Source organism: Patescibacteria group bacterium (genome assembly GCA_026415775.1).
In the GTDB taxonomy this organism is placed as follows: domain Bacteria; phylum Patescibacteriota; class Minisyncoccia; order UBA6257; family JAAZHW01; genus SKW32.
Genome location: JAOAGL010000001.1, coordinates 472,042 through 492,117 on the forward strand (window position 1 = coordinate 472,042; position 20,076 = coordinate 492,117).

The following is a 20,076-nucleotide window of genomic DNA, read 5'->3' on the forward strand; positions in this document are numbered from 1 at the left end:
TTATTCTAATTCGCTTTTTAACTCGTCTAATAATTTTTTGGCTTTGGCGGAAAGCTTCTTCGGTATTTTTATTTTAACACGAATTAACAAATCGCCATAGCCATGCCGACCAAAATACGGCAAACCTTTGTTGCGAACTCTTAAAATTTTACCATGCTCAATGCCAGCAGGAATTTTTACTAATAATTTTTTTCCATAAATTGTTGGGACTTCAATTTCTTTACCCAAAATCGCATCAATAACAGAAATGGTTGTTTCATAAATTAAATCCGCGCCCTCGCGTTTGAAAAGTGGGTGGGGATGAATTTGAATTTCAACATATAAATCACCCGCCGGACCATTTTTCTCGCCATCTTCTCCAGCGCCAGCTACTCGAATAATCTGACCATTATTAATGCCTGGTTCAATATTTAAAATGACTTTTTTCATTCCTTTAAGACGTCCGTGACCCTGACAAATAGGACAACTTTTTTCTGCTATTTTTCCTTCGCCTAAACATTCTGGACAAACTTTAATGCGAGAAAAGGAACCAAAAAAACTTTGTTTTACTTCTTTAATTTCGCCTTTACCATTACAAGTGGGACAGGTCTTAAAACCAGAACCAGGTTCATAACCTAATCCTTTACAATGTTCACATTTAACAAGCGTCTGATACTCAATTTCTTTTTTTAATCCCTTTGCCGCTTCTTCTAAAGAAATCTCTATAACCAGACGGATATCCGAACCATATTGAACTTTTTTTCTTTTTTTAGGATTAAATCCGCCGAAAATATTACTAAAAAAATCTCCTAAATCATCGTCAAAATCGAAAGCCGAAAAATCAAAATTTACACCCGGGCCAAATCCCTGAGCAAAATCAAAACCCCAAGGCCCTTGAGCGCCAGCACCTTCAAAAACTCGCCCAAACTGATCATATTGTTTTCTCTTATTTTCATCAGATAAAACTTGGTAGGCTTCATTAATTTCTTTAAATTTCTGCTCATCGCCCCCAGCTTTATCGGGGTGATATTTATGAGCGAGTTTGCGATAAGCTTTTTTAATTTCCTCTTGAGAAGCGTTTTTATCAACGCCTAAAATTTTATAATAGTCTTTTTCCATAAAATTAAACGATTAAATTTTAATAAAGAATGATGTTTTCTTTGATTTTATTTTCGGTGGCAATCGCTACAAATCCCGAAGATAATAAAATTTCATAAATTAACCAACCAAAAATTCTCGTCCACCAATTGATAAAAACAGATAGAAATCTTAGAATGGCAAACATAAAAGCGAAAATAATTAAAATAATTATCTGCTTTATTTGTAATTCTGCTGCTCGATATTTATTGTATAAAAATTGGTATGCTACCATATTTAATGACTCGGTTCCTTGTAATTTAAAACCCGCCAATTCGCTTAATTGGTCTTTCATTGCTTTTGAATTTTGTTCAATTATTGTTTTCTTTTGTTGTTCAACATAACTTGTTGGAAGGTTTTTTAACTGCTCTTTATTTTGCTCAAATAATTTTTCTGTTTGATCTGTAATTACCGCTTTTATAAAATCATCGGCCATCATGCTCCAATCAAAATTAGTAAAATATTTTTTTAAAATAGGTGTTGATGGTTTAAGGGCAATATTTATTGTCTTTGGAGTAAATAAAGTGTCTAATTGGGTAATGACGCCACCCAGCCATTGAAGACAAATAAACAAATTGATTCCGATTAACGCCAAAACTAAACCGCGTTTGGTAATTTCATTCCAGCGTAATTTTATTAAATCATTCATCCTGCGACGCATCAAAAAAGTTCCTCCCCAAAAACATAAAAGCATTACCAACCAAACACCAGCACTCCACAACAAAGACATCGGCACAATTTTGCCACTATTCCGACTTAAATAAAAAGCAAGAACGAAAACAAAAGTTTCTAATAAAAGAGTTCCGAATCTGACCGAACGAGCAAATAATGATTCAAAGAGGTAAAAAATAAGAAAAAGAGTTAAAAATAAAAGAAAAGTAATCCAAGCTGAATTAAAAATAAACTTCTGAAATAAAAATGCTTTACCGAGACTCCAACCGCTTAAAAAGGCAAAAATTAAAACGAGACCGCTTAGAATAGAAATCTTCAATAAATATTTTGTTTGCGCATGATTACTTCCTGTCGTAAGAATATTGGAAATATCCATATTTTTATTGTTCTTTAAATTCGGCGTCTTGGGGATTATCATTATTTTGCTGGTTGCTGGATTGATTATCCCCCTGACCTCCTTGATACATTTTAGCACCAATTTTTTGAATTGCCAAAGAAAGATTTTGAGTAGCAGTTTTTATACGATTAATATCATCGTTTTTAATGGCATCTTTCAAATCATTAATTTTCTCTTCGATTTCTTTTCTTTCTTCACTACTAACTTTATCACCCCCTTCTCGCAAAGTTTTTTCAGAAACATAAATCAAGTTTTCTGCCTGATTTTTTGCTTCGGCCAATTCTTTCTTTTTCCTGTCTTCCTCTAAATGCATTTCTGCCTCTTTTTTCATTCGTTCAATCTCCTCTTTACTTAAACCAGTCGAGGCTTCAATACGAACAGATTGTTCTTTGCCTGTTGCCTTATCGCGAGCAATTACCTTTAAAATACCATTAGCATCAATATCAAAAGTTACTTCAATTTGAGGCACGCCACGCGGCGCTGGAGGAATGCCGTCTAAAATGAAACGCGCTAAAGTTTTATTATCTGCCGCCATTTCTCTTTCTCCCTGCAGCACATGAATTTCAACTGATGTTTGATTATCAGTGGCGGTAGAAAAAATTTGGGTTTTGGCAACCGGCACTGTTGTATTTTTCTCAATTATTTTAGTAAAGACACCGCCTAATGTTTCAATACCCAAAGATAGAGGCGTAACATCCAAAAGTAAAATATCCCTCACCTCGCCTTGGAGTACTCCTGCTTCAACAGCTGCACCCATCGCCACTACTTCATCAGGATTAATTCCTTTGTGCGGTTCTTTGCCGAATAAATTTTTCACCGCTTCCTGCATTGCTGGCATTCTTGTCTGACCACCAACTAAAATTACTTCATCAATATCTGTTACTTTTAAATTTTTTTCAGCTAAAGTTTTTTTAACTAATTCTATTGAACGATCAATATAATCTTTAACTAATTCTTCTAATTTGGCCCGAGTTAATTTCATTTCAAAATGTTTGGGCCCAGAAGCGTCTGAAGTAATAAACGGCAAATTAACTTCTGTTTCTAAAACTGTTGATAATTCGTGTTTGGCACGTTCGGCAGCTTCTTTTAATCGTTGGAGCGCCAAAGAATCTTTTGATAAATCAATTCCTTCTTTCTTCTTAAATTCATCAACAAAATAATTAATAATTCTTTGATCAAAATCATCGCCGCCTAAATGTGTATCACCACCCGTCACCAATACTTCAATAGTATCTTCTGACACCTCCAAAACAGAAATATCAAAAGTGCCTCCGCCAAAATCATAGACCACTACTCTTTCATTCTTTTTCTTATTTAATCCGTACGCCAAAGCAGCGGCTGTTGGTTCGTTTAAAATTCTTCTTACTTTAAAGCCAGCAATTTCACCTGCATTTTTTGTCGCCTGTCTCTGACTGTCATCAAAATAAGCTGGAACAGTAATAATTGCTTCCTCTATTTTTTCACCCAATTTTTCTTCAGCATCTAACTTAAGTTTTTGTAAAATCATGGCAGAAATTTCTTCTGGACGATGCCATTTGTCGCCCATTTTTACCTCAACACCGCCGCTTGCTGATTCGCGAATTTCGTATGGCAACCATTTCTTATCTCTTTGTACCTCTGGATCAGTATATTTGCGACCAATTAATCTTTTAATTGAAAAAATGGTGTTTTGCGGATTAGTAATAGCTTGGCGTTTGGCCAAAACTCCAACCAATCTTTCACCATTTTTAGCAATAGCAACTATTGAAGGGGTTGTCCGCATCCCCTCTTTATTTTCGATAATTTTTGGTTGGCCAGCTTCAATAATAGCCATTGCGGAGTTGGTTGTGCCCAAATCAATTCCTAAAATTTTCCCCATATCTTTTAAATTTATTTATTTATTCGAACCTTTATAGAAATTAATTACTTACTTTTTTAAAAATTTTGACTTTTGCCGGTCTAATTAATTTGCCGTTCAACTTATAGCCCTTAATAATTTCCTCTGCTATTTTGCCATCCTCCTCTCCATTCACTATCTCCATTGCCTCGTGAATGGTCGGATTAAAATCATCGCCAGGTTTAACAGAAATTTGTTCTAATCCTTTAAGTTTCAGAATGTTTAATAATTGTGCCTGAATCAGTTCTAATCCGCGAACAATTTTTTGCTCATTTTCGGTTAGACCTTCAATATTTAATGAATTAATGGAGATATCAAAACTATCTAAAACATTTAACAACTCAATTATTAATTCTTCATTGGCGAATCGTACAATTTCCTCCATTTTTTTGTTTATCTCTTTCTGATAATTAAGAAAATTTGCTCTTTCTCTTTGCCAACCGTTTAAATATTCTTCCTTCAATTTTTCGCATTCTCCTAATTTTTCTTTTATTGATTCTAGCTCTTTTTCCAAATCGGCCTTTTCTGTTTGTTCAATTTCTTTTTTATTTTTATCTTTTTCTTCTGGCATATTTTTATTATTGATTTAAAATTTTATGCGCTGCTTCCAAAATTGAAATATTTCGACGACAAATCATATTTTTTGGACCAATTAAAATTAAAAGGTTTTTATGGGTTTTTTGAGGAATGGCATAAGAGACAACACTTAAATGTTTATCTTTGGTAATGGGACTTTCATCGCCAATAAAAATTTGCATATCCTCTTGAATCAAATCTCGAACAGATTTTTTTAATCTATCATCTAAATAATCCAGGTCTTCCCATATTGTTTCCCAACGCATCAATGATAATTCTTTTAATTGTTCAAATAATTTTTTCAAACCAAATTTAAAAATCATTTCTTCTGGTGGTAAATAACCAACCGTTAAACTCTCGCATAAATTAGCAATTTGCTTCGTCATTTCAAAAAACGGCAAATCATGCAATTTTTCAAGCTTCTTTTCCCAATAAGCCACATCGTTTTCCAATAGAAACGGATTGAGAATATTTGTTTCTACAAACCACTGATAAGCTTTATCTGTTGGAATGCGACCAGCCGACCAATAAGGTTGCGCCAAATATTTTTGTTTGGTTAGAAAATTAAATTCTCTGCGGATTGTTGCCGAACTCAGCTCTTTAAAATATTTCCTTGCAAACCATTTAGAACCAATCGGTTTTCTAAACCGATTATATTCTTCAATAATTAAATTTAAAATTTTTTCTTGGCGTTCGGTTAGCATATTATAGGTTATTATATATAAATTAGCACTCTCCTGTCAAGAGTGCTAATTTATTAATTTTATATTTTATCGCAATTTACATTCTTCAAAAAACTTTTTAATTTTCTCAATTAAAATTTTAATTTCTTCTTCTGAAAAACCTCTGATTTGAAGCATTTGAGGATTAATTGTTTTTTCAGCTTTAAAATTTTGAAGATAATATCGCTTAGCAGGAGCAATGTTTTTGGCAATTTCGATAATATCATCAAAAGTATGAATAGTTGGCACAATGGTTGTTCTAAACTCGTAATCAATTCCTGATGCCTTAATTAAATTAATACTCTCTCTAATGGCTTCAAGATTAACTTTACAACCTGCCGCCAAATTATATTTTTCTTCTCGTAAAGGAGCTTTAATATCCATTGCTATATAATCAATTAATTTTTTATCAATTATTTTTTTTAATACCTCCGGCTGACTGCCATTGGTATCAATTTTTATCAAAAAATTCATCTTTTTTATTTTTTTCAGAAATTGTTCTAAATCTGGTTGTATTGTTGGTTCGCCTCCGCAAATCACCACTCCATCAAGATATCCCCTTTTTTCTTTTAAAAAACTAAAAAACTCTTCCTCTTTAATCCGCGGCTGTTGTTTAATTTTTTCTGGCAAAACTAATTCTGACGAATAGCAAAAGGGGCAACGAAAATTGCAACCAATCAAAAAAACCGTGGCTGCAATTTTGCCTGGATAATCAATTAATGTTGTTTTTTGCAATCCTCCAATTTCCATTTCAATTATCTCTTTATATGCTCAATTTTTAATTCCGAAAGCTTCACTTTAAACTCTTTTCGCTCTTTAAATTCCTGACGTTTACCATAATTCCACTGCTGAACAGGCCGCAAATACCCAACCACTCGCGAATAAACTTCACAAGGTTGTTTGATTGTACATAGAGGACAATCGAAATGTTCTCCAGAAATATAACCATGAACCGGACAAATAGAAAATGTTGGAGTAATAGTAATATAAGGTAATTTAAACTTGGTGAAGACTTTCTTTACCAAAGCCTTTACCGCATTACCATCTGGTAATCGTTCACCCAAAAAAAGATGCATAACGCTTCCGCCTGTATATTTGCAAGTTAAATCATCTTGTAATTTTAATGCTTCAAAAATATCGTCAGTATAATTTGCCGGCAATTGAGTTGAATTAGTATAATAAGGAACTTCTTTCGTGCCAGCTGTAATAATATCTGAATATTTTTGTTTGTCTTTTAAGGCTAACCTGTAAGCGGTTGATTCGGAAGGAGTTTGTTCTAAATTATAAAGATTTCCGGTTTCTTCTTGATATTTAACCAGTCGATCGCGCATAAAATCTAAAACCTCCAAAGCAAATTTTTGTCCTTTTTTCGAAGAAATATTTTCACCAATAAAATTTAAAAGAGCTTCATTCATGCCGACAAGTCCAATAGTTGAAAAATGATTAGCCCAATACTTACCGCGCATCTCTTTTATGCCGCTTAAATAGAAACGAGAATAAGGATAAAGTCCTTTTTCAATAAAATTCTCAATTGTTTTTCTTTTTAACTCCAAACTCTCTTTGGCTAAATCCATCACATTCGCCAATCTCTCAAAAAATTCTTTCTTAGTTTTTGAAAGATACCCAATGCGAGGCATATTAATGGTTACAACGCCTATACTACCCGTTAAACTACCGCTACCAAACAATCCCCCACCGCCTCGATTATGAAGCTCTCGCAAATCCAATCTTAAACGACAACACATACTCCGAGCATCCTCTGGCCGCATATCAGAATGAATATAATTAGCAAAATAATTAATGCCGTATTTAGCTGATGCTTCAAAAATCCCCTCAAAAGCTGGTTCATCCCATGGAAAATCCTTTGTAATATTTATAGTAGGAATTGGGAAGGTAAATGGCCGTCCTTTTGCATCACCTTCCATATACACTTCATAAAGCGCCTTATCTAAAATTTTCATCTCCTCTTCAAATTCGGCATAAGTTTCTAATTGAGGTTTGCCTCCAATAATAATTGAGGTATTCGCAAAAGCCGGTGATGGTTTTAAATCCAAAGTGATATTACTAAATGGAGTTTGAAAACCGACACGCGTTGGCACGGCCATATTAAACAAAAATTCTTGTAAGGCTTGTTTTACTTGTTGATAGTTTAAATTATCATAACGAATGAAAGGAGCGAGCAGTGTATCAAAATTAGAAAATGAAACTGCACCTGCTGCTTCTCCTTGAAGCGTATACAAAAAATTTACAATTTGCCCCAAGGCAGCGCGAAAATGTCTTGGTGGTTTTGATTCTACTTTACCATTAACTCCTCCAAAACCTTTGACTAATAAGTCGTATAAATCCCAACCCACACAATAAGGGCCCAATGTATCAAGATTGTGCAAATGAAAATCTCCCGATTCATTAGCTTCGCGAATTTCTTTTGGATAAATTTTATTAAGCCAATATTTTTTAATAACATGGGAGGTAATGTAATGATTAAGTCCCTGTAAAGAATAAGTCATATTAGCATTTTCATAAACCTCCCAATCAATTTTTTCTAAGTAACGATCAACATCTTCGACTGCTTCATCAGAAACCTTTACCATCTCGCGAATTTTCCTTCTTTGTTCACGATATAAAATATAAGCTTTGGCCGCTTCAACTAATCCTTCTAAAATTAAGACCTCCTCAACGATATCCTGAATTTGTTCAACATGAGGAATTTCATCTTTTTTAAATCTTCGATTTAAAAATTCCAAAACTTTCGCCGTTAATTTTTTAGATAATTTCCCATCGCCTTGTTTGCTCGCCGTTAACGCTTTAAAAAGGGCATCGTGAATTCTTTTTTCATCAAAATCAACTATTGACCCATCTCGTTTTTGAACCTTTAAAATATTATTTTTCATTTTTTGAAAAAATTTAAAATCTTTTGACCTTTTATTTTTACTCTTGTTAAAATTTTAGAATTGAAAATTTTTTGGTTCAACTATAAAAATTGTGGATAACTTTCCACGCTTTACAAAAAATTTAAAAATTTTTTAATTTAGCCGATTAAAATTTTAAAAATAATATCTATTAAGGGCGTAATAAAGCGAAAACCGAAAAAAACTAAAAGCATTACCAACATTAAACCATATCGCTCTAAATTCCAGTAAAAATGCTCGTATTTTACAGGTAAAAATGAGTATAAAACACGCGAACCATCAAGCGGTGGTATTGGTACAAGATTAAAAACGGCTAAAAGAATATTGATATAAATAATAATGCCTAAAAAATCTGTAAGCGGCTGCAATGAAGCTATATTAAAAAAATGGATAAGACGAAAAATTATGGCAAAAACTAAAGCAATTAAAAAATTGGTTAGAGGCCCCGACAAACCAACAAGCCCAATGCTCTTTTTTGGGTTTTTTAGTTTTAACGGATTAAACGGAACTGGTTTGGCCCACCCAAAAACAAAAGCGCCACCGCTTAAAAAATATAAAAACAAAGGAAATAAAAATGATCCCCAAAGGTCTAAATGAGCTATAGGATTAAAAGTCAAACGACCTGCTTGTTTCGCTGTATCATCCCCCAAGTAATATGCAATATAACCATGACTTATCTCATGAAGAATCACTGAAAATAATAGAACTAACAATTGAAAAATTAAAATAAAAGTCATAAAAAATTTGAAAAATTCTAAATTTAGTGTAAAATGGTTTTAGTCGAATGAAACTCTTGTCAAAATTATGCGTCAATGTGCTTTGTGCGGCAAATCTTATAAATATAGTATAGCACGAAAGAAAGTAAGAAGTAAATATAATCCGGTCAATGTTAAAAAAACCAGAGCAAATCTGCAATGGATTAAATTGTCTTCTGGTAAAAGAGTTAGAGCCTGTGTTCGTTGCATAAAAACCCTGAAAAAGAAAGTGGAAAAGAAAAAATAAATTTTTATTAACAGCGCGGGCTGTAGTACAACGGTAGTATACACCCTTGGGGTGGGTGCGACCCGGGTTCAACTCCCGGCAGCCCGACAAAAAAATGATAAAGAAAATAGAAAATGCGGCTTTCTCAAAAAATAAAAAGGAAGAAATTCCTGATTTTTCTAATGAAAAAATAGTTATAAAAATTATCGATGGAAAGAAAAAAAGACGCCTTAACTCGCAAACCCCCAACAACCAAAAGGACGCTAAAATTTCAGCAAAAGAACTCCTTGAACAATTGATTGCCGCTAATCAAAAAATTGAAAATTATAATATTGAAATATTTGATCCTCTAATAGAATTTCAGAAATTAGCTGGTTTATCTAAGGAGCAACGCAGAAAAAAATATCAAGAATTTAAAGAAAAACTTTACGCTCAACGCTATGGCTGGGCTCAATGCCAAGCCCTTATCGAACACTTTCTTGAAAATGACCCAGATTTAGATAAAAACCTCTTATTAAAAGCGATTGAAATTTACAAAAATCGCTATGGTTTTTGCGAATGGCAAATAAAAAAAGCTGAGATGCTTTTGAATTATTATTACCACTACCGCCAAAATGCTAAAAATGCTCTAAAAAATTATTCTGATAAATTAGCCCTGGTAAGAGATTTGACAAATATAGATTTTCCCGATGAAGAAAGAAAAAATATTGACGTATCTTTGGGTTTAATGAATGTCGACATTTTTACAAACACGGATAATGCTTTAAAAATTTACTATCAAACCGACAATCCTATTACCATCAATACAAAAATTAAAGATTTTCATTCTTTAGGTTTTACTCAACCACCAAAATTTAAAGAGGATGAGGTTTTGTATACAGTGATTAATCTTTCAAAACAACCTGCTTTTGACAAACAAGGTATTGCCACTAAAATTCATGAATGGCAACATTTAAAAAATGCTATTTTTGAAAAATTATTTTCTATTTCACGCTTAGCAATAAATAAAAAAATTATTTTAGATTTATATATAGAAGAAACGTTTAAAAATCCTAACAATATTGAATTGAGAACTACCCTTCTTAAAAGTTATCTAAAAAGAGAGCGGCAAATGGTCTTGGAACGAGTTAAAGATGAGATATTCGCCCATATTGAAAAATTTCCTTTAGAGTTTTTAAATCAAAAGTTTTTTTCTGATATTTTTACTGGAAAAAATCCCGCTTATAATTTTGTCAAAAAAGTATTTAAAAAAGAGTTGGAAGATGATGAATTATACCAGAATTTATTTCATCAATTTTTTATAGAAGATTATCCAAAAATTATTGAAAATGCATCTCAATCTTTTTTTGAATTAGTTAATTTTATTCGCCATCAAAAAGGAGAAAGTATTAAAGCCGCTGAAAAGGCTCGCGCATTTTTAATGGATAAGCCTTTAACTGCTTGGCCAAAAGTTGTTAAGCGTTTTATTGAAATTGAAAATAAAAGTAGCAAGTAAACCGAGATTAAAAAGGTCGTTTTTTATTTTTTAATTTTTGAATTATAATTAATTTAAAAGGTCGTTTTATAAATGATTTTCGATTATGGACAAAAAACTGATTATTTGGCTAATAATGATTGTCGCAGGAATAATTCTTTGGGGTGTTCATAGTGGTGCTGCGCAACAACAAAAAAACAATCAAACACCAATACACACCCCAACAAATATTAATATTCCTGTCATTCAACAAATCCAAGAACAAAATTTAATTCAGGTGCAAAGTCGCGGTGAAGAAACTAATATCCAACAGAGAACAAACGAACAAAATGCTATAAACGCAGCGTCACCAACTACTTCTCCTTCTGCCACTCCCACCCCACAAGCTCGCGTTAATAAACCTGAAAATCCTCGTAGCGCTAACGCTCGCGAAAATATGAGCATAGTTGCTCAAAGAGTTGAAGAATTGCTTTCAGCAACAACAACTGAAATAACTGGCATCGGACAACAAGTAAGAGAAATTGCTCGTCAACAAAAAGAAGTTCAACAACAAATTCAAGAACAATTTCAAAATATTGATAGTCGACCAGCTTGGTTAAAATATATTTTTGGCCCGGCTTATTCAAGCATTGAAAAGATAAAACAATATCTTGAACAGAATCAGGTAAGGATTCAGCAATTGGAGCAATTAATGAATCAATTAACCAATGAAGGAGAAAAACAATTGATTCAGCAAATGATTAATGCCTTAAATGAGCAACGCACTGCTTTACAAAATTACCTAAACGCCGAAGAAAAAACATCTTCGTTATTAGGCAGAATTCTAAGATTCTTCTTTAGAAAAAGAGCAGCTGCACCATCGCCTACTGCCACGCCGACCACCGTTCCATCTCCAACACCAACTGAATAATTAGAAAGGTTTTTAAACAACAAAAAAGCGACTTTAAAAAGTCGCTTTTTTGTTAAAAAAATTTTACATCATTTCCGGCACTTGAATATTTAATAAATTTAAACTTTTTTCTAAAACCAGCAAAAGTGACTTAATAAGTGCGATTCGCGAATTTCTTAAATTTTCATCAGTTGTTTTAATAATTGATGTTTCATCATAAAATTTATTAAATAATTGAGCTATATCTTCTAAATAATTACAAAGGTAATGAGGAGCGTTTTCTAATTGAACACGCAAAATAATATCGGGAAATAACATTAACTTTTTCATTAATTGAAACTCCAAATTATTTTCAAAAATTATCTGTTGCGGCAAAAATATTTCTTTATTAGATAATTCTAATTTTTTTAATATCGACTTTATACGTACACAACTATATTGGAGATAAGGCGCGCTGGCTGATTCAAAATTTAGAACTCTCTCCCAATTAAAATCAATGTTTTGTAAACGTGAACTTCGTAAGTTATTATAAACAACCGCACCAATTCCTATTATTTCAGCAATTTTTAATAATTTTTTTTCTTTGACTGATGAATTCTTTTTAACAACAATTGATTTTGCTCTTTCCACTGCTTCATTTAATAAATCTTCCATTTCAATTAAACTGCCTTTTCTTGTCGCCATTTTTTTGCCATCAATTAAAATTAAACCAAATGGAACATGATAAGCTTTTTTATTCTCGGTTAAATATCCCAACCTTTCAGCTAAAGCAAAAAGTTGTTGAAAATGTAAAGATTGTTCACTGCCTACAACATATAAAATAACGTCGGCATTAAATTTCTCTAAACGCATTTTTAAAGCTGACAAGTCACGAGTTAAATATAAAGTTGTCCCATCTGCTTTTCTTAATAGAAAAGAGGGTAAATTATTCAATGAGTCTACAATTATTGATAAATCATCGCCTTTTTTAGCAATTTGTTTGTCTAATACTTCATCAATAATTTTGTCTATATTTTCCAAGAAATAACTTTCTCCCAAATAAGTATCGAATTTAATCCCTAATTGTTTATAAACTTTTTCAAAATCTTTAATGCTTAAATCTCTGATTTTTTTCCACAAGCTTAACAATTTACTATCTCCTTCTTCTAATTTTTTAAACATCTCTCTTGCCTCATCTATTAATTTCTCATTCTGAGTTGCCTCCTCAAAAAAACGAACATATAGATTTTTTAATTCTCTAGCCGGCGAGGCTTTTATTTTTTGCTCATCAGCCCAATGTAAATAAGCCCATAACAAAGCACCGAAATTTGTTCCCCAATCACCTAAATAATTATGTCTAATAACACTCGCACCAGTTTGCCAATAAATATTTCCCAATACTTGTCCAATAATAGTTGATGGCAAATGATTCAAGCCGATGGGTTTGGCAATATTTGGTGAAGAATAATCAATTAAAACTATTTTATCTTTATTTAAATCGCTTTCGCCATATTTATCATTCATTTCTAAAATTTGTCTTAATACACTAGAATAAATTTCTGGTTTTAGATTTAAGTTAACATAAGCGGCTGTAGCTTGAGCAGATTGAATAAAAAGGTCTTGAGAATTTATATTAATAATTTCGGCAATTTCTTCAGCTAAAAGTAAGGGTGATTTTTTTAGTTGTTTTCCTAAATCAAAACAAGCAAAACAAAAATCGGCTTTAATATGAAACGGCGGCTCCTCAATTAGAAGATCATTTATCTCTAAATTAGGAAAACTGCTTTTAAGCAAATTGATTATTTGTTTTTTAACCTGAGATAAAATATAATCGCCATAAAAAATATATTGCCGATTTAGTTTTTCGTTTTTAATTTTTTCATTAAGGTTTTTGATATTTTGCTCTTCTCTCTGGTAATATTTAGCAAGAAATCTATACAATTTATTTTGAACCTCAGACATATTTTTTATTATAGCATAAAATTATTTTTAATAGCCATTCTTGAAAAAATCAAGCTTTTTGCTAAAATCTAATAATTGATGGGCCGTTAGCTCAGTTGGCCAGAGCGCCTCATTTGCAATGAGGAGGTCAGCGGTTCGAATCCGCTACGGTCCACAAAAAAATAATACCACTCTAAGAGGTGGAATTATAAAACTTTAATTTAATCCTGACTTTTAAATTACTTCAATATCCTCTCCTCTCTTTCTCTTTCTTCATTAACTCGAATATTCAACTCTTGATCAGCTTTAACATGAATCCATAATTCTTTGGCTTCTTGTTCTAATTCTTCAGGCGAAAGATTTGGATTGCCTGTTAAAATATCACTTTTAAGGGATTCGATTTCTTTTTTGTCTTCTTCATCCAATTTATTTTCTTCTATCATTTTTCGATATTTGACCTCAAATTCTGCTCGCATCTTCTCTAATTTTTCTGCTTCATCTTCTTCATATAAATCCATTAATTTTTCTCCAGATAAATTTTGCTCTTCTTTTTTTGGTTTTGGAAATTTTTCTAAGCTCATAGTTTTAAATCAATAATGACCTTTAAACTAAATATTATAACTATTATACATTAATTTTTAAAATAATAAAACAAAAGGGCCGTTAAGGCCCCTATTCATTTTTAAAAAATGATATCACAGTTAATCCCCCTCGTTTTACAACAAGAGGATGTTTCTGTTTTCGAGGGCGTATTTCCGCCCAAGAAATCTTACCTTTATCAAAATGAAAAATCAGCTTCATCTTTACTTTTGATTCTTTTTCAATCGCTTTCGTAAACCAATACATCCGCGTTGTAAAAACCGCCTCTTCCATTCTTAAATCTTTTTCTACCACACAAACAAAAAAAGCCATTGTACTCCTCCTTTTTATTAAATTTTATTTTTAAATAACCTTTTTTAAGGTTATCTTTTTAAATTTTTCTGTCAAGATTAAAAATAATAATGGTATACTCACCCCTCATGCCATCTTTCTTAATTTCCTTAATTACTTGTTCCATCGAACCCCGATAAATTTTCTCATAAATCTTTGTTAATTCTTTTCCTACTACCACCTTTGCTAACGGCATAACGCTTTTAATTTCTTCTAAAGTTTTAATTAATCGATAAGGCGATTCATAAATAATAACGGGATAAGAATAATTTTTTATCTCTTCAAAAAATTTTTTTCTTTTATTTTTAGACGGAGGAAATCCTAAAAATATAAATTTATCTGTATTCATCCCGCTCACGCTCGCCAACGAAAGCATGGCACTTGGACCGGGAATAGGAATAATTTCAACTTCTGGAATTGCTTTTAAAACTTCCTTTATTAATTTATTACCCGGATCAGAAATTCCTGGCGTTCCCGCATCAGAAATTAACGCCAAATTTTTCCCATTCTTTAAAAGATTAATTATTTCATCAATTTTTTTTAATTGACTATGTTGATGATAAGAAATTAGTGGCTTTTCAATCTGATAATGCCTTAGCAGCTTTAATGAATGCCTGGTATCTTCACATAAAATATAATCAACCGATTTTAAAATTTTCAGCGCTCGCAAAGTTATATCTTCTAAATTACCAATGGGAGTGGCAATAATATAAAGTTTCATAAATTAGTTATTTTCCTCAAGCGACTGAGGAATATAAATATTTTTTGGGTCCCACAAAAGCCAACCATTATACCAAACGCAATCATTCTCTTGAGGACACAGCGAATCATAAACAGCTTGTTTTTGTTTTTTTATCATATTCGCATCATATGTCGCACCCAAATCAAAACTTTGCAACCAAGGTCTTAATTGAGCAAATTTTAAATTATTTTCTCCATTTTTTAGCATTTCATTTTTGAAATTTTCCATTCGCTTTTTAGCTGTTTCTAAAGAATATTTTATTATTTCATAAGGATAGGCTGCGGGATTTTGATAGCCAATAAAACCATTAGCATAGTGTGATGGATAAACCATGGGGCAAATATAGTCAAAATAAAGTAAAGAGTCTTCCAAGGCTTGTCCTATTCCTAAATCTCCATCATTCACGGTTGCCAATCCAAATAAATCCGCTGAGATTTTAATACCCCAAGGCCTTAAGTTTTGTGAAAGATATTGAAAAAATTCTTTTATTACTTCATTTTTAGGTTTTTGTTTATCATAAAAAGGAAATTCCATATCATCTAAATTACCATCCGAAGGAAAGCGAATATAATCAAAATTTAATTCGTCAAACCCTAATCGCGTGGCTACTTTTGAAATAACAAAAATATAATTCCAAACTTCAACCGATGCCGGGTCAAGCCATAACAATCCTTTTCTATCTTTCCATGACATTTTTGTTGTTTTGCTTTTTACTGCTAAATCTGGTCTATTTTTTGCCAAAACCGGATCTTGAAAAACAGTAATTCTTGCAATAGTATAAATTCCCTCTTGATGTAATTTTTTAATCAAGCCTTCGAGATTTTTAATAATAATTTTTTCTGTTCCGAACTTTTTTAAATAATCAGATTGAGTATCAAAAAGAATATAACCACTATAATCTTTAATATCAATAACAACTGCATTCAATTCTGTCTCTTTTATTAAATTAATCAATTCATTAACCCTTTTTGAATCGGCAGCTGTATAAGCAGTTAAATAAATACCTTTAATAATTTTTGGCGGATTCTCTAAACGTAAATTTTCCTTTTCATTTAAATTAATAATCTGCCCTTCGGTATTAAAAACAAAAGAAAGACGATTAATATCAAAAATTTTAAAAATAAATGCAAATAAAATACCTGCTAAAATAATAACAGCAGTAACCCCTATCCATAATAATTTTTTTCTCATAAATTTACTCCTCATTTTATCAGAAAAATATTTTTTAGCAATTATTCTTTGCTTTTGACAGAAAAAAAGTTAAAATAAAAATGTTATGTCTTACTTGGCTTTATATCGACGCTATCGCCCAAAAACTTTTGCTGAATTAATTGGACAAAAACCGATTGTTCAAACATTAACTAATGCATTGCTAACCAAACGCATTTCACACGCTTATCTTTTTTGTGGTCAACGCGGTACAGGAAAAACAACGATTGCCCGATTATTTGCTAAATCTTTAAATTGCGAAAATCGAAAAGATAATGAGTTTGAACCATGTAATCAATGCCAATCCTGTATTGAAATCAACGAGAATCGCTCACTTGATTTAATTGAAATAGATGCTGCTTCTAATCGCGGCATTGATGAAATTAGAAATTTAAAAGACGGCATTCGTTTTGCGCCTATTAAATCAAAATACAAAGTTTTTATTATTGATGAAGTACATATGCTTACTAAAGAAGCCTTTAATGCTCTCCTTAAAACATTAGAAGAACCACCAACTCATGCTCTTTTTATTTTAGCCACCACCGAACCAGAAAAATTACCTGCAACAATTATTTCTCGCACTCAGCGATTTGATTTTAAAAAATTGTCCATCGCCGACATAATGGAACGCCTTAAAAAATTAAGCGATGCTGAAAAAATTAAAATTACTCCCGAAGCGCTTAAAGAAATTGCTTTGGCCGCCGAAGGCAGTTTGCGTGATGCTGAATCCTTGCTTGACCAACTTATTAGTCTTGGCTACAAAGAAATTGATTTAAATGTTTTGGAAGAAATTCTTGGTCATATTAATTTTGAAAAAATTGCCGAATTTCTTAATTATCTTTTACAAAAAGATGCTAAAAACGCTCTAATTTTCATTAATAAAATTTATGAAAATGGTGCTGATTTAATTAATTTTAGTCGCTTGTTATTAAAAATCTTACGTCAAATCCTTTTATTAAAAATTAATCCACAGATAGAAAATCTTATAAAAGATGAATTTACGCCCGATCAGTTTATTAAAATTCAACAATTAAGCCAAAGTTTTTCTCAAAACGATCTTCAAAAAATCATTGATTTATTAATCAGAATTAAAGAACAAATTAAATATTCGCCTCTTCCTACCCTTCCTTTGGAATTAATTGTTATTCAATATTGTGAAGGGTCGAAATAAAAATTATCAATATGATTCAGAAAGATTCACTTTATGGTTATTATCTCAGTTATGACGATGAAACAGCATATGACGGCTTTGCTTATTTAAGAGACAGATTGGATCAAAATGAAGTGGTTGTTTTTTTTCATGAAGCCAGTCGCGTTGGAAAAGCCGATTTTGAAGATGATTATGGCAGAGATTATACTTTAACCAAAAATAGCGACGGAACTTTCACAATTACACGACGTTAGTCTTGCTAATTTTCAGTTTTTCAATATAATTAAACTTACTTGCCGGGTCGTCTAACGGTAGGACAGCGGCCTTTGGAGCCGTTAATCTTGGTTCGAATCCAAGCCCGGCAGCCAATTTGTAAAGTTTCGGTTTCCCGCCTCGCTCGGGGCTTCGCCCCTCGCTTCGGCGGACGAATTTTCAAGCAATTTCCAAGGGTTTTTGTATTCTACAAAAACCTTCCGATCCCGCAGGAGCAGGTTCGAGCCAATCCTTTTGAGGAAATTTTTCTTTTCAGAAAAATTTCCCCGCAAAGCGGCAATTTGGGCTTGATTAGCCGTTAAAATGAAGTTTCGGCAAAGTTCGAGCCAGCGATTGCCCTTTCGCTCAAAATCTTTCAGCTTTTCGGAAATCTCAATTTTTTGGTTGAGAATTTTTTGTTTTTTGGCGGCGTATTCTTCGGTGGAAATCACGCCCGATAATTGAAGGTCTAAAAGTTTATCCAGTTTTTCATCAAGCACCGCAATTTGAGATTTTAGATTCTGAGCGAAAGCCCTGTCGGCTTGGGCATTTTCCTCTTTTTCTTTATCCAGTTCCGAAATCATCTTTTTAGTCCAAGCCGAAGGCAAAGAAACTTTTTGAATCAAGTTTGAAATCTGTTCGGCCAAAAGTTCTTCGCGAATGTATTTTTGCGAGCAGTTTTGTTTCTTTTTGGTGCATCGGTAATAGTTATGTCCCTTGTGAGTTTCCGAAGTTATGGAACAGCCGCATTCCCCGCATTTCAAAAGCGAGCGGAAAGTGTATTCCTTTTGGCCTCGCTTCATTTTGTGGGCTTTTTGCGCCATAACTTCTTGGCATTTATCAAAAAGTTTCTTTGAAATCGCTGGCTTATGAATTCCCCGATGCAGTTCGCCGTTGAAATAAAAAGCCCCGTAGTAAAAAGGATTTTTCAAAAACATCTGAATATTGGAAATGGTAAAAACTTTGCCGTTTCGGCTAATCAAACCCAGAGAAGTCATTTTATTTCTTAAATCTTTCAGAGAATATTCGCCGGTGGCGTAAAGTTCAAACATTTTTCTGACGAGCGAAAATCTTTCCGGGTCGGGAACGATTTTATGATTCACTTTATCGTTGAGATATCCGGTTATGGCCACGCCCGATTGTTCGCCCCGCCTGACTTTTTGCCTCAACCCTCTTTTTACATTCTCTGAAAGATTATCAATGTAGTATTTTGACTGCCCAAAAGCGATATTCAACATAAATTTTCCCTGCGGGGTTAGATCAAACCAAAAGGTCGGGAATTTTAGCGAGAGAATTTTAGCGGTGTCTATGAGATAAATTATTTGTCCGCCGTCTATGCTATTTCTCGCCAATCTGTCGGGGTGCCACGCTAAAATTCCGCTGGCCTCGCCGGACTCAATCCGTTTTATCATTTCGTTGAAAATCGGACGGCCCGGAACTTTAGCGGTCTGCGATTCAATAAATGTTTCCTTTATTTCCAGATTTTCCCGCTCGGCAAATTCTTTCAGTTCCGTTATTTGAGCTTCAATGGAAAGAATTTGCCTGTCCGGCTCGTCCGTTGATTTTCTAGCGTAAAGAAAGTATTTCATATTGTTTTATATCTTAATTTGTACTCGCTTTCGGGCAATCCGTCTTCGGCGGATAAATTGCCGTTTTGCTTTCACCTTTCGGGCGAAAAAAGATTGACTTGTTTGGAAATTGCCTGAAAATTCGTCCGCCATAGCGAGGGGCGAAGCCCCGAGCGAGGCGGGAAACCGAAACTTTACAAATTGGCTGTCTGTCCTGAACAAAATTCGAACTTTTTTCAAAGACAATCCCGACGCTGATTTCTAAAAAATTACGCTCGGGCGGGCAAAAAAGAAGGGGGTTGGGGCAAGGAATTTTTGCCCGCCCTCGCTTTTCCGCCGCCGAATTTCGTTTTTTGCTTCGCAAAAAGTGCCGCAAGAAAAGGTGTTGCCCTTGTCCCTCCCGCCCATACGCGGGCAACGATAAAGAACTCCCATTTACTAATTTATTGAAATCTAGTATCATAGAAGTATAGATAATCATTGAACGATAATTTACTATCTATATTCTAATATAGATACTATCATATTACAATGTCAAAGACAACAACAATCGCCAAAAATATAAAGAAACACAGGAAAGAAAGGGGGTTGTCGCAAGACAAGCTCGCCAGATTGGCCGATGTGGCTCACGCCACCATTATTAAAATTGAATCAGGCGGGATACAAAGCCCGACTATTGATACCGTTCAAAAA

Annotated in this window: 19 protein-coding genes and 3 tRNA genes; 8 read left to right on the forward strand and 14 right to left on the reverse strand. The window is 33.1% G+C overall.

Annotated features, from left to right (window positions below; translation table 11 throughout):
- The 8 genes from dnaJ to N2692_02555 form a co-directional block, all read right to left on the reverse strand.
- Complete coding sequence (dnaJ, locus tag N2692_02520) at positions 1 to 1,098, reverse strand: molecular chaperone DnaJ (protein MCX8016152.1); 1,098 nt, start codon at positions 1,096 to 1,098, stop codon at positions 1 to 3.
- Positions 1,099 to 1,117: 19 nt separating this feature from the next.
- On the reverse strand, positions 1,118 to 2,164 hold the full coding sequence (locus N2692_02525; protein ID MCX8016153.1) for a hypothetical protein: 1,047 nt from the start codon (positions 2,162 to 2,164) through the stop codon (positions 1,118 to 1,120).
- A 4-nt stretch (positions 2,165 to 2,168) separates the two neighbouring features.
- Entirely contained in the window at positions 2,169 to 4,043 is a 1,875-nt protein-coding gene (gene dnaK, locus N2692_02530) for a molecular chaperone DnaK (GenBank protein ID MCX8016154.1), read from the reverse strand.
- A gap of 40 nt (positions 4,044 to 4,083) precedes the next feature.
- Positions 4,084 to 4,632 (reverse strand): nucleotide exchange factor GrpE, encoded by a 549-nt coding sequence (locus N2692_02535; protein ID MCX8016155.1) that lies wholly within the window; start codon positions 4,630 to 4,632, stop codon positions 4,084 to 4,086.
- Between the two features lie 7 nt (positions 4,633 to 4,639).
- A complete protein-coding gene (locus tag N2692_02540) occupies positions 4,640 to 5,341 on the reverse strand; it encodes a hypothetical protein (protein MCX8016156.1) in 702 nt (233 codons plus the stop codon).
- 66 nt (positions 5,342 to 5,407) lie between these two features.
- Positions 5,408 to 6,109, reverse strand: coding sequence for an anaerobic ribonucleoside-triphosphate reductase activating protein (locus N2692_02545; protein MCX8016157.1), 702 nt, complete (start codon positions 6,107 to 6,109; stop codon positions 5,408 to 5,410).
- A 5-nt stretch (positions 6,110 to 6,114) separates the two neighbouring features.
- Positions 6,115 to 8,250 carry a ribonucleoside triphosphate reductase gene (locus N2692_02550; GenBank protein ID MCX8016158.1) on the reverse strand — a complete coding sequence of 712 codons (2,136 nt, stop codon included), beginning with the start codon at positions 8,248 to 8,250 and terminating at the stop codon, positions 6,115 to 6,117.
- Positions 8,251 to 8,387: 137 nt separating this feature from the next.
- A complete protein-coding gene (locus N2692_02555; GenBank protein ID MCX8016159.1) occupies positions 8,388 to 9,005 on the reverse strand; it encodes a site-2 protease family protein in 618 nt (205 codons plus the stop codon).
- 281 nt (positions 9,006 to 9,286) lie between these two features.
- Between N2692_02555 and N2692_02560 the strand changes: the two genes are divergently transcribed.
- From N2692_02560 to N2692_02570, 3 genes are all read left to right on the forward strand, one after another.
- Positions 9,287 to 9,357: transfer RNA gene (locus tag N2692_02560), tRNA-Pro, on the forward strand.
- A gap of 7 nt (positions 9,358 to 9,364) precedes the next feature.
- The gene (locus N2692_02565) at positions 9,365 to 10,744 is read left to right on the forward strand and encodes a hypothetical protein (GenBank protein ID MCX8016160.1); all 1,380 of its coding nucleotides are present in this window, start codon (positions 9,365 to 9,367) and stop codon (positions 10,742 to 10,744) included.
- 85 nt (positions 10,745 to 10,829) lie between these two features.
- Positions 10,830 to 11,633 carry a hypothetical protein gene (locus tag N2692_02570; protein MCX8016161.1) on the forward strand — a complete coding sequence of 268 codons (804 nt, stop codon included), beginning with the start codon at positions 10,830 to 10,832 and terminating at the stop codon, positions 11,631 to 11,633.
- Between the two features lie 63 nt (positions 11,634 to 11,696).
- Here the strand turns inward: N2692_02570 and argS are convergent, their stop codons facing one another.
- Positions 11,697 to 13,553, reverse strand: coding sequence for an arginine--tRNA ligase (gene argS / locus N2692_02575; protein MCX8016162.1), 1,857 nt, complete (start codon positions 13,551 to 13,553; stop codon positions 11,697 to 11,699).
- A gap of 80 nt (positions 13,554 to 13,633) precedes the next feature.
- Here argS and N2692_02580 point away from each other — a divergent pair.
- Positions 13,634 to 13,707: transfer RNA gene (locus N2692_02580), tRNA-Ala, on the forward strand.
- Positions 13,708 to 13,771: 64 nt separating this feature from the next.
- On the opposite strand, the gene N2692_02585 is transcribed toward N2692_02580, so the two are convergent.
- From N2692_02585 to N2692_02600, 4 genes are all read right to left on the reverse strand, one after another.
- A complete protein-coding gene (locus tag N2692_02585) occupies positions 13,772 to 14,113 on the reverse strand; it encodes a hypothetical protein (protein ID MCX8016163.1) in 342 nt (113 codons plus the stop codon).
- A 91-nt stretch (positions 14,114 to 14,204) separates the two neighbouring features.
- A complete protein-coding gene (locus tag N2692_02590) occupies positions 14,205 to 14,444 on the reverse strand; it encodes a hypothetical protein (protein ID MCX8016164.1) in 240 nt (79 codons plus the stop codon).
- A 58-nt stretch (positions 14,445 to 14,502) separates the two neighbouring features.
- Positions 14,503 to 15,183, reverse strand: coding sequence for a 16S rRNA (cytidine(1402)-2'-O)-methyltransferase (rsmI, locus tag N2692_02595; protein ID MCX8016165.1), 681 nt, complete (start codon positions 15,181 to 15,183; stop codon positions 14,503 to 14,505).
- Positions 15,184 to 15,186: 3 nt separating this feature from the next.
- Positions 15,187 to 16,395, reverse strand: a complete 1,209-nt coding sequence (locus N2692_02600) for a putative glycoside hydrolase (protein ID MCX8016166.1) — start codon at positions 16,393 to 16,395, stop codon at positions 15,187 to 15,189.
- A gap of 85 nt (positions 16,396 to 16,480) precedes the next feature.
- Here N2692_02600 and dnaX point away from each other — a divergent pair, with 85 nt between their 5' ends.
- The 3 genes from dnaX to N2692_02615 all read left to right on the forward strand — a co-directional run bounded on the left by dnaX (position 16,481) and on the right by N2692_02615 (position 17,931).
- Positions 16,481 to 17,584, forward strand: a complete 1,104-nt coding sequence (gene dnaX / locus N2692_02605) for a DNA polymerase III subunit gamma/tau (protein ID MCX8016167.1) — start codon at positions 16,481 to 16,483, stop codon at positions 17,582 to 17,584.
- An 11-nt stretch (positions 17,585 to 17,595) separates the two neighbouring features.
- Entirely contained in the window at positions 17,596 to 17,817 is a 222-nt protein-coding gene (locus N2692_02610; protein ID MCX8016168.1) for a hypothetical protein, read from the forward strand.
- A gap of 40 nt (positions 17,818 to 17,857) precedes the next feature.
- A tRNA-Gln gene (locus tag N2692_02615) sits at positions 17,858 to 17,931 on the forward strand.
- On the opposite strand, the gene N2692_02620 is transcribed toward N2692_02615, so the two are convergent.
- Positions 17,899 to 19,404: a recombinase family protein gene (locus N2692_02620; protein ID MCX8016169.1), complete on the reverse strand. Its 1,506-nt coding sequence runs from the start codon at positions 19,402 to 19,404 to the stop codon at positions 17,899 to 17,901. The genes N2692_02615 and N2692_02620 overlap by 33 nt on opposite strands.
- Before the next feature lie 510 nt (positions 19,405 to 19,914).
- On the opposite strand from N2692_02620, the gene N2692_02625 reads away from it, so the two are divergent.
- Positions 19,915 to 20,076 (forward strand): helix-turn-helix domain-containing protein (locus tag N2692_02625; protein ID MCX8016170.1); only part of this gene is annotated, 162 nt, incomplete at its 3' end.

Coding starts and splice junctions, on each gene's coding strand:
- dnaJ (MCX8016152.1), bottom strand. CDS start 1,098: ATGGAAAAAGACTATTATAAAATTTTAGGCGTTGATAAAAACGCTTCT.
- N2692_02525 (MCX8016153.1), bottom strand. CDS start 2,164: ATGGATATTTCCAATATTCTTACGACAGGAAGTAATCATGCGCAAACA.
- dnaK (MCX8016154.1), bottom strand. CDS start 4,043: ATGGGGAAAATTTTAGGAATTGATTTGGGCACAACCAACTCCGCAATG.
- N2692_02535 (MCX8016155.1), bottom strand. CDS start 4,632: ATGCCAGAAGAAAAAGATAAAAATAAAAAAGAAATTGAACAAACAGAA.
- N2692_02540 (MCX8016156.1), bottom strand. CDS start 5,341: ATGCTAACCGAACGCCAAGAAAAAATTTTAAATTTAATTATTGAAGAA.
- N2692_02545 (MCX8016157.1), bottom strand. CDS start 6,109: ATGGAAATTGGAGGATTGCAAAAAACAACATTAATTGATTATCCAGGC.
- N2692_02550 (MCX8016158.1), bottom strand. CDS start 8,250: ATGAAAAATAATATTTTAAAGGTTCAAAAACGAGATGGGTCAATAGTT.
- N2692_02555 (MCX8016159.1), bottom strand. CDS start 9,005: ATGACTTTTATTTTAATTTTTCAATTGTTAGTTCTATTATTTTCAGTG.
- N2692_02565 (MCX8016160.1), top strand. CDS start 9,365: ATGATAAAGAAAATAGAAAATGCGGCTTTCTCAAAAAATAAAAAGGAA.
- N2692_02570 (MCX8016161.1), top strand. CDS start 10,830: ATGGACAAAAAACTGATTATTTGGCTAATAATGATTGTCGCAGGAATA.
- argS (MCX8016162.1), bottom strand. CDS start 13,553: ATGTCTGAGGTTCAAAATAAATTGTATAGATTTCTTGCTAAATATTAC.
- N2692_02585 (MCX8016163.1), bottom strand. CDS start 14,113: ATGAGCTTAGAAAAATTTCCAAAACCAAAAAAAGAAGAGCAAAATTTA.
- N2692_02590 (MCX8016164.1), bottom strand. CDS start 14,444: ATGGCTTTTTTTGTTTGTGTGGTAGAAAAAGATTTAAGAATGGAAGAG.
- rsmI (MCX8016165.1), bottom strand. CDS start 15,183: ATGAAACTTTATATTATTGCCACTCCCATTGGTAATTTAGAAGATATA.
- N2692_02600 (MCX8016166.1), bottom strand. CDS start 16,395: ATGAGAAAAAAATTATTATGGATAGGGGTTACTGCTGTTATTATTTTA.
- dnaX (MCX8016167.1), top strand. CDS start 16,481: ATGTCTTACTTGGCTTTATATCGACGCTATCGCCCAAAAACTTTTGCT.
- N2692_02610 (MCX8016168.1), top strand. CDS start 17,596: ATGATTCAGAAAGATTCACTTTATGGTTATTATCTCAGTTATGACGAT.
- N2692_02620 (MCX8016169.1), bottom strand. CDS start 19,404: ATGAAATACTTTCTTTACGCTAGAAAATCAACGGACGAGCCGGACAGG.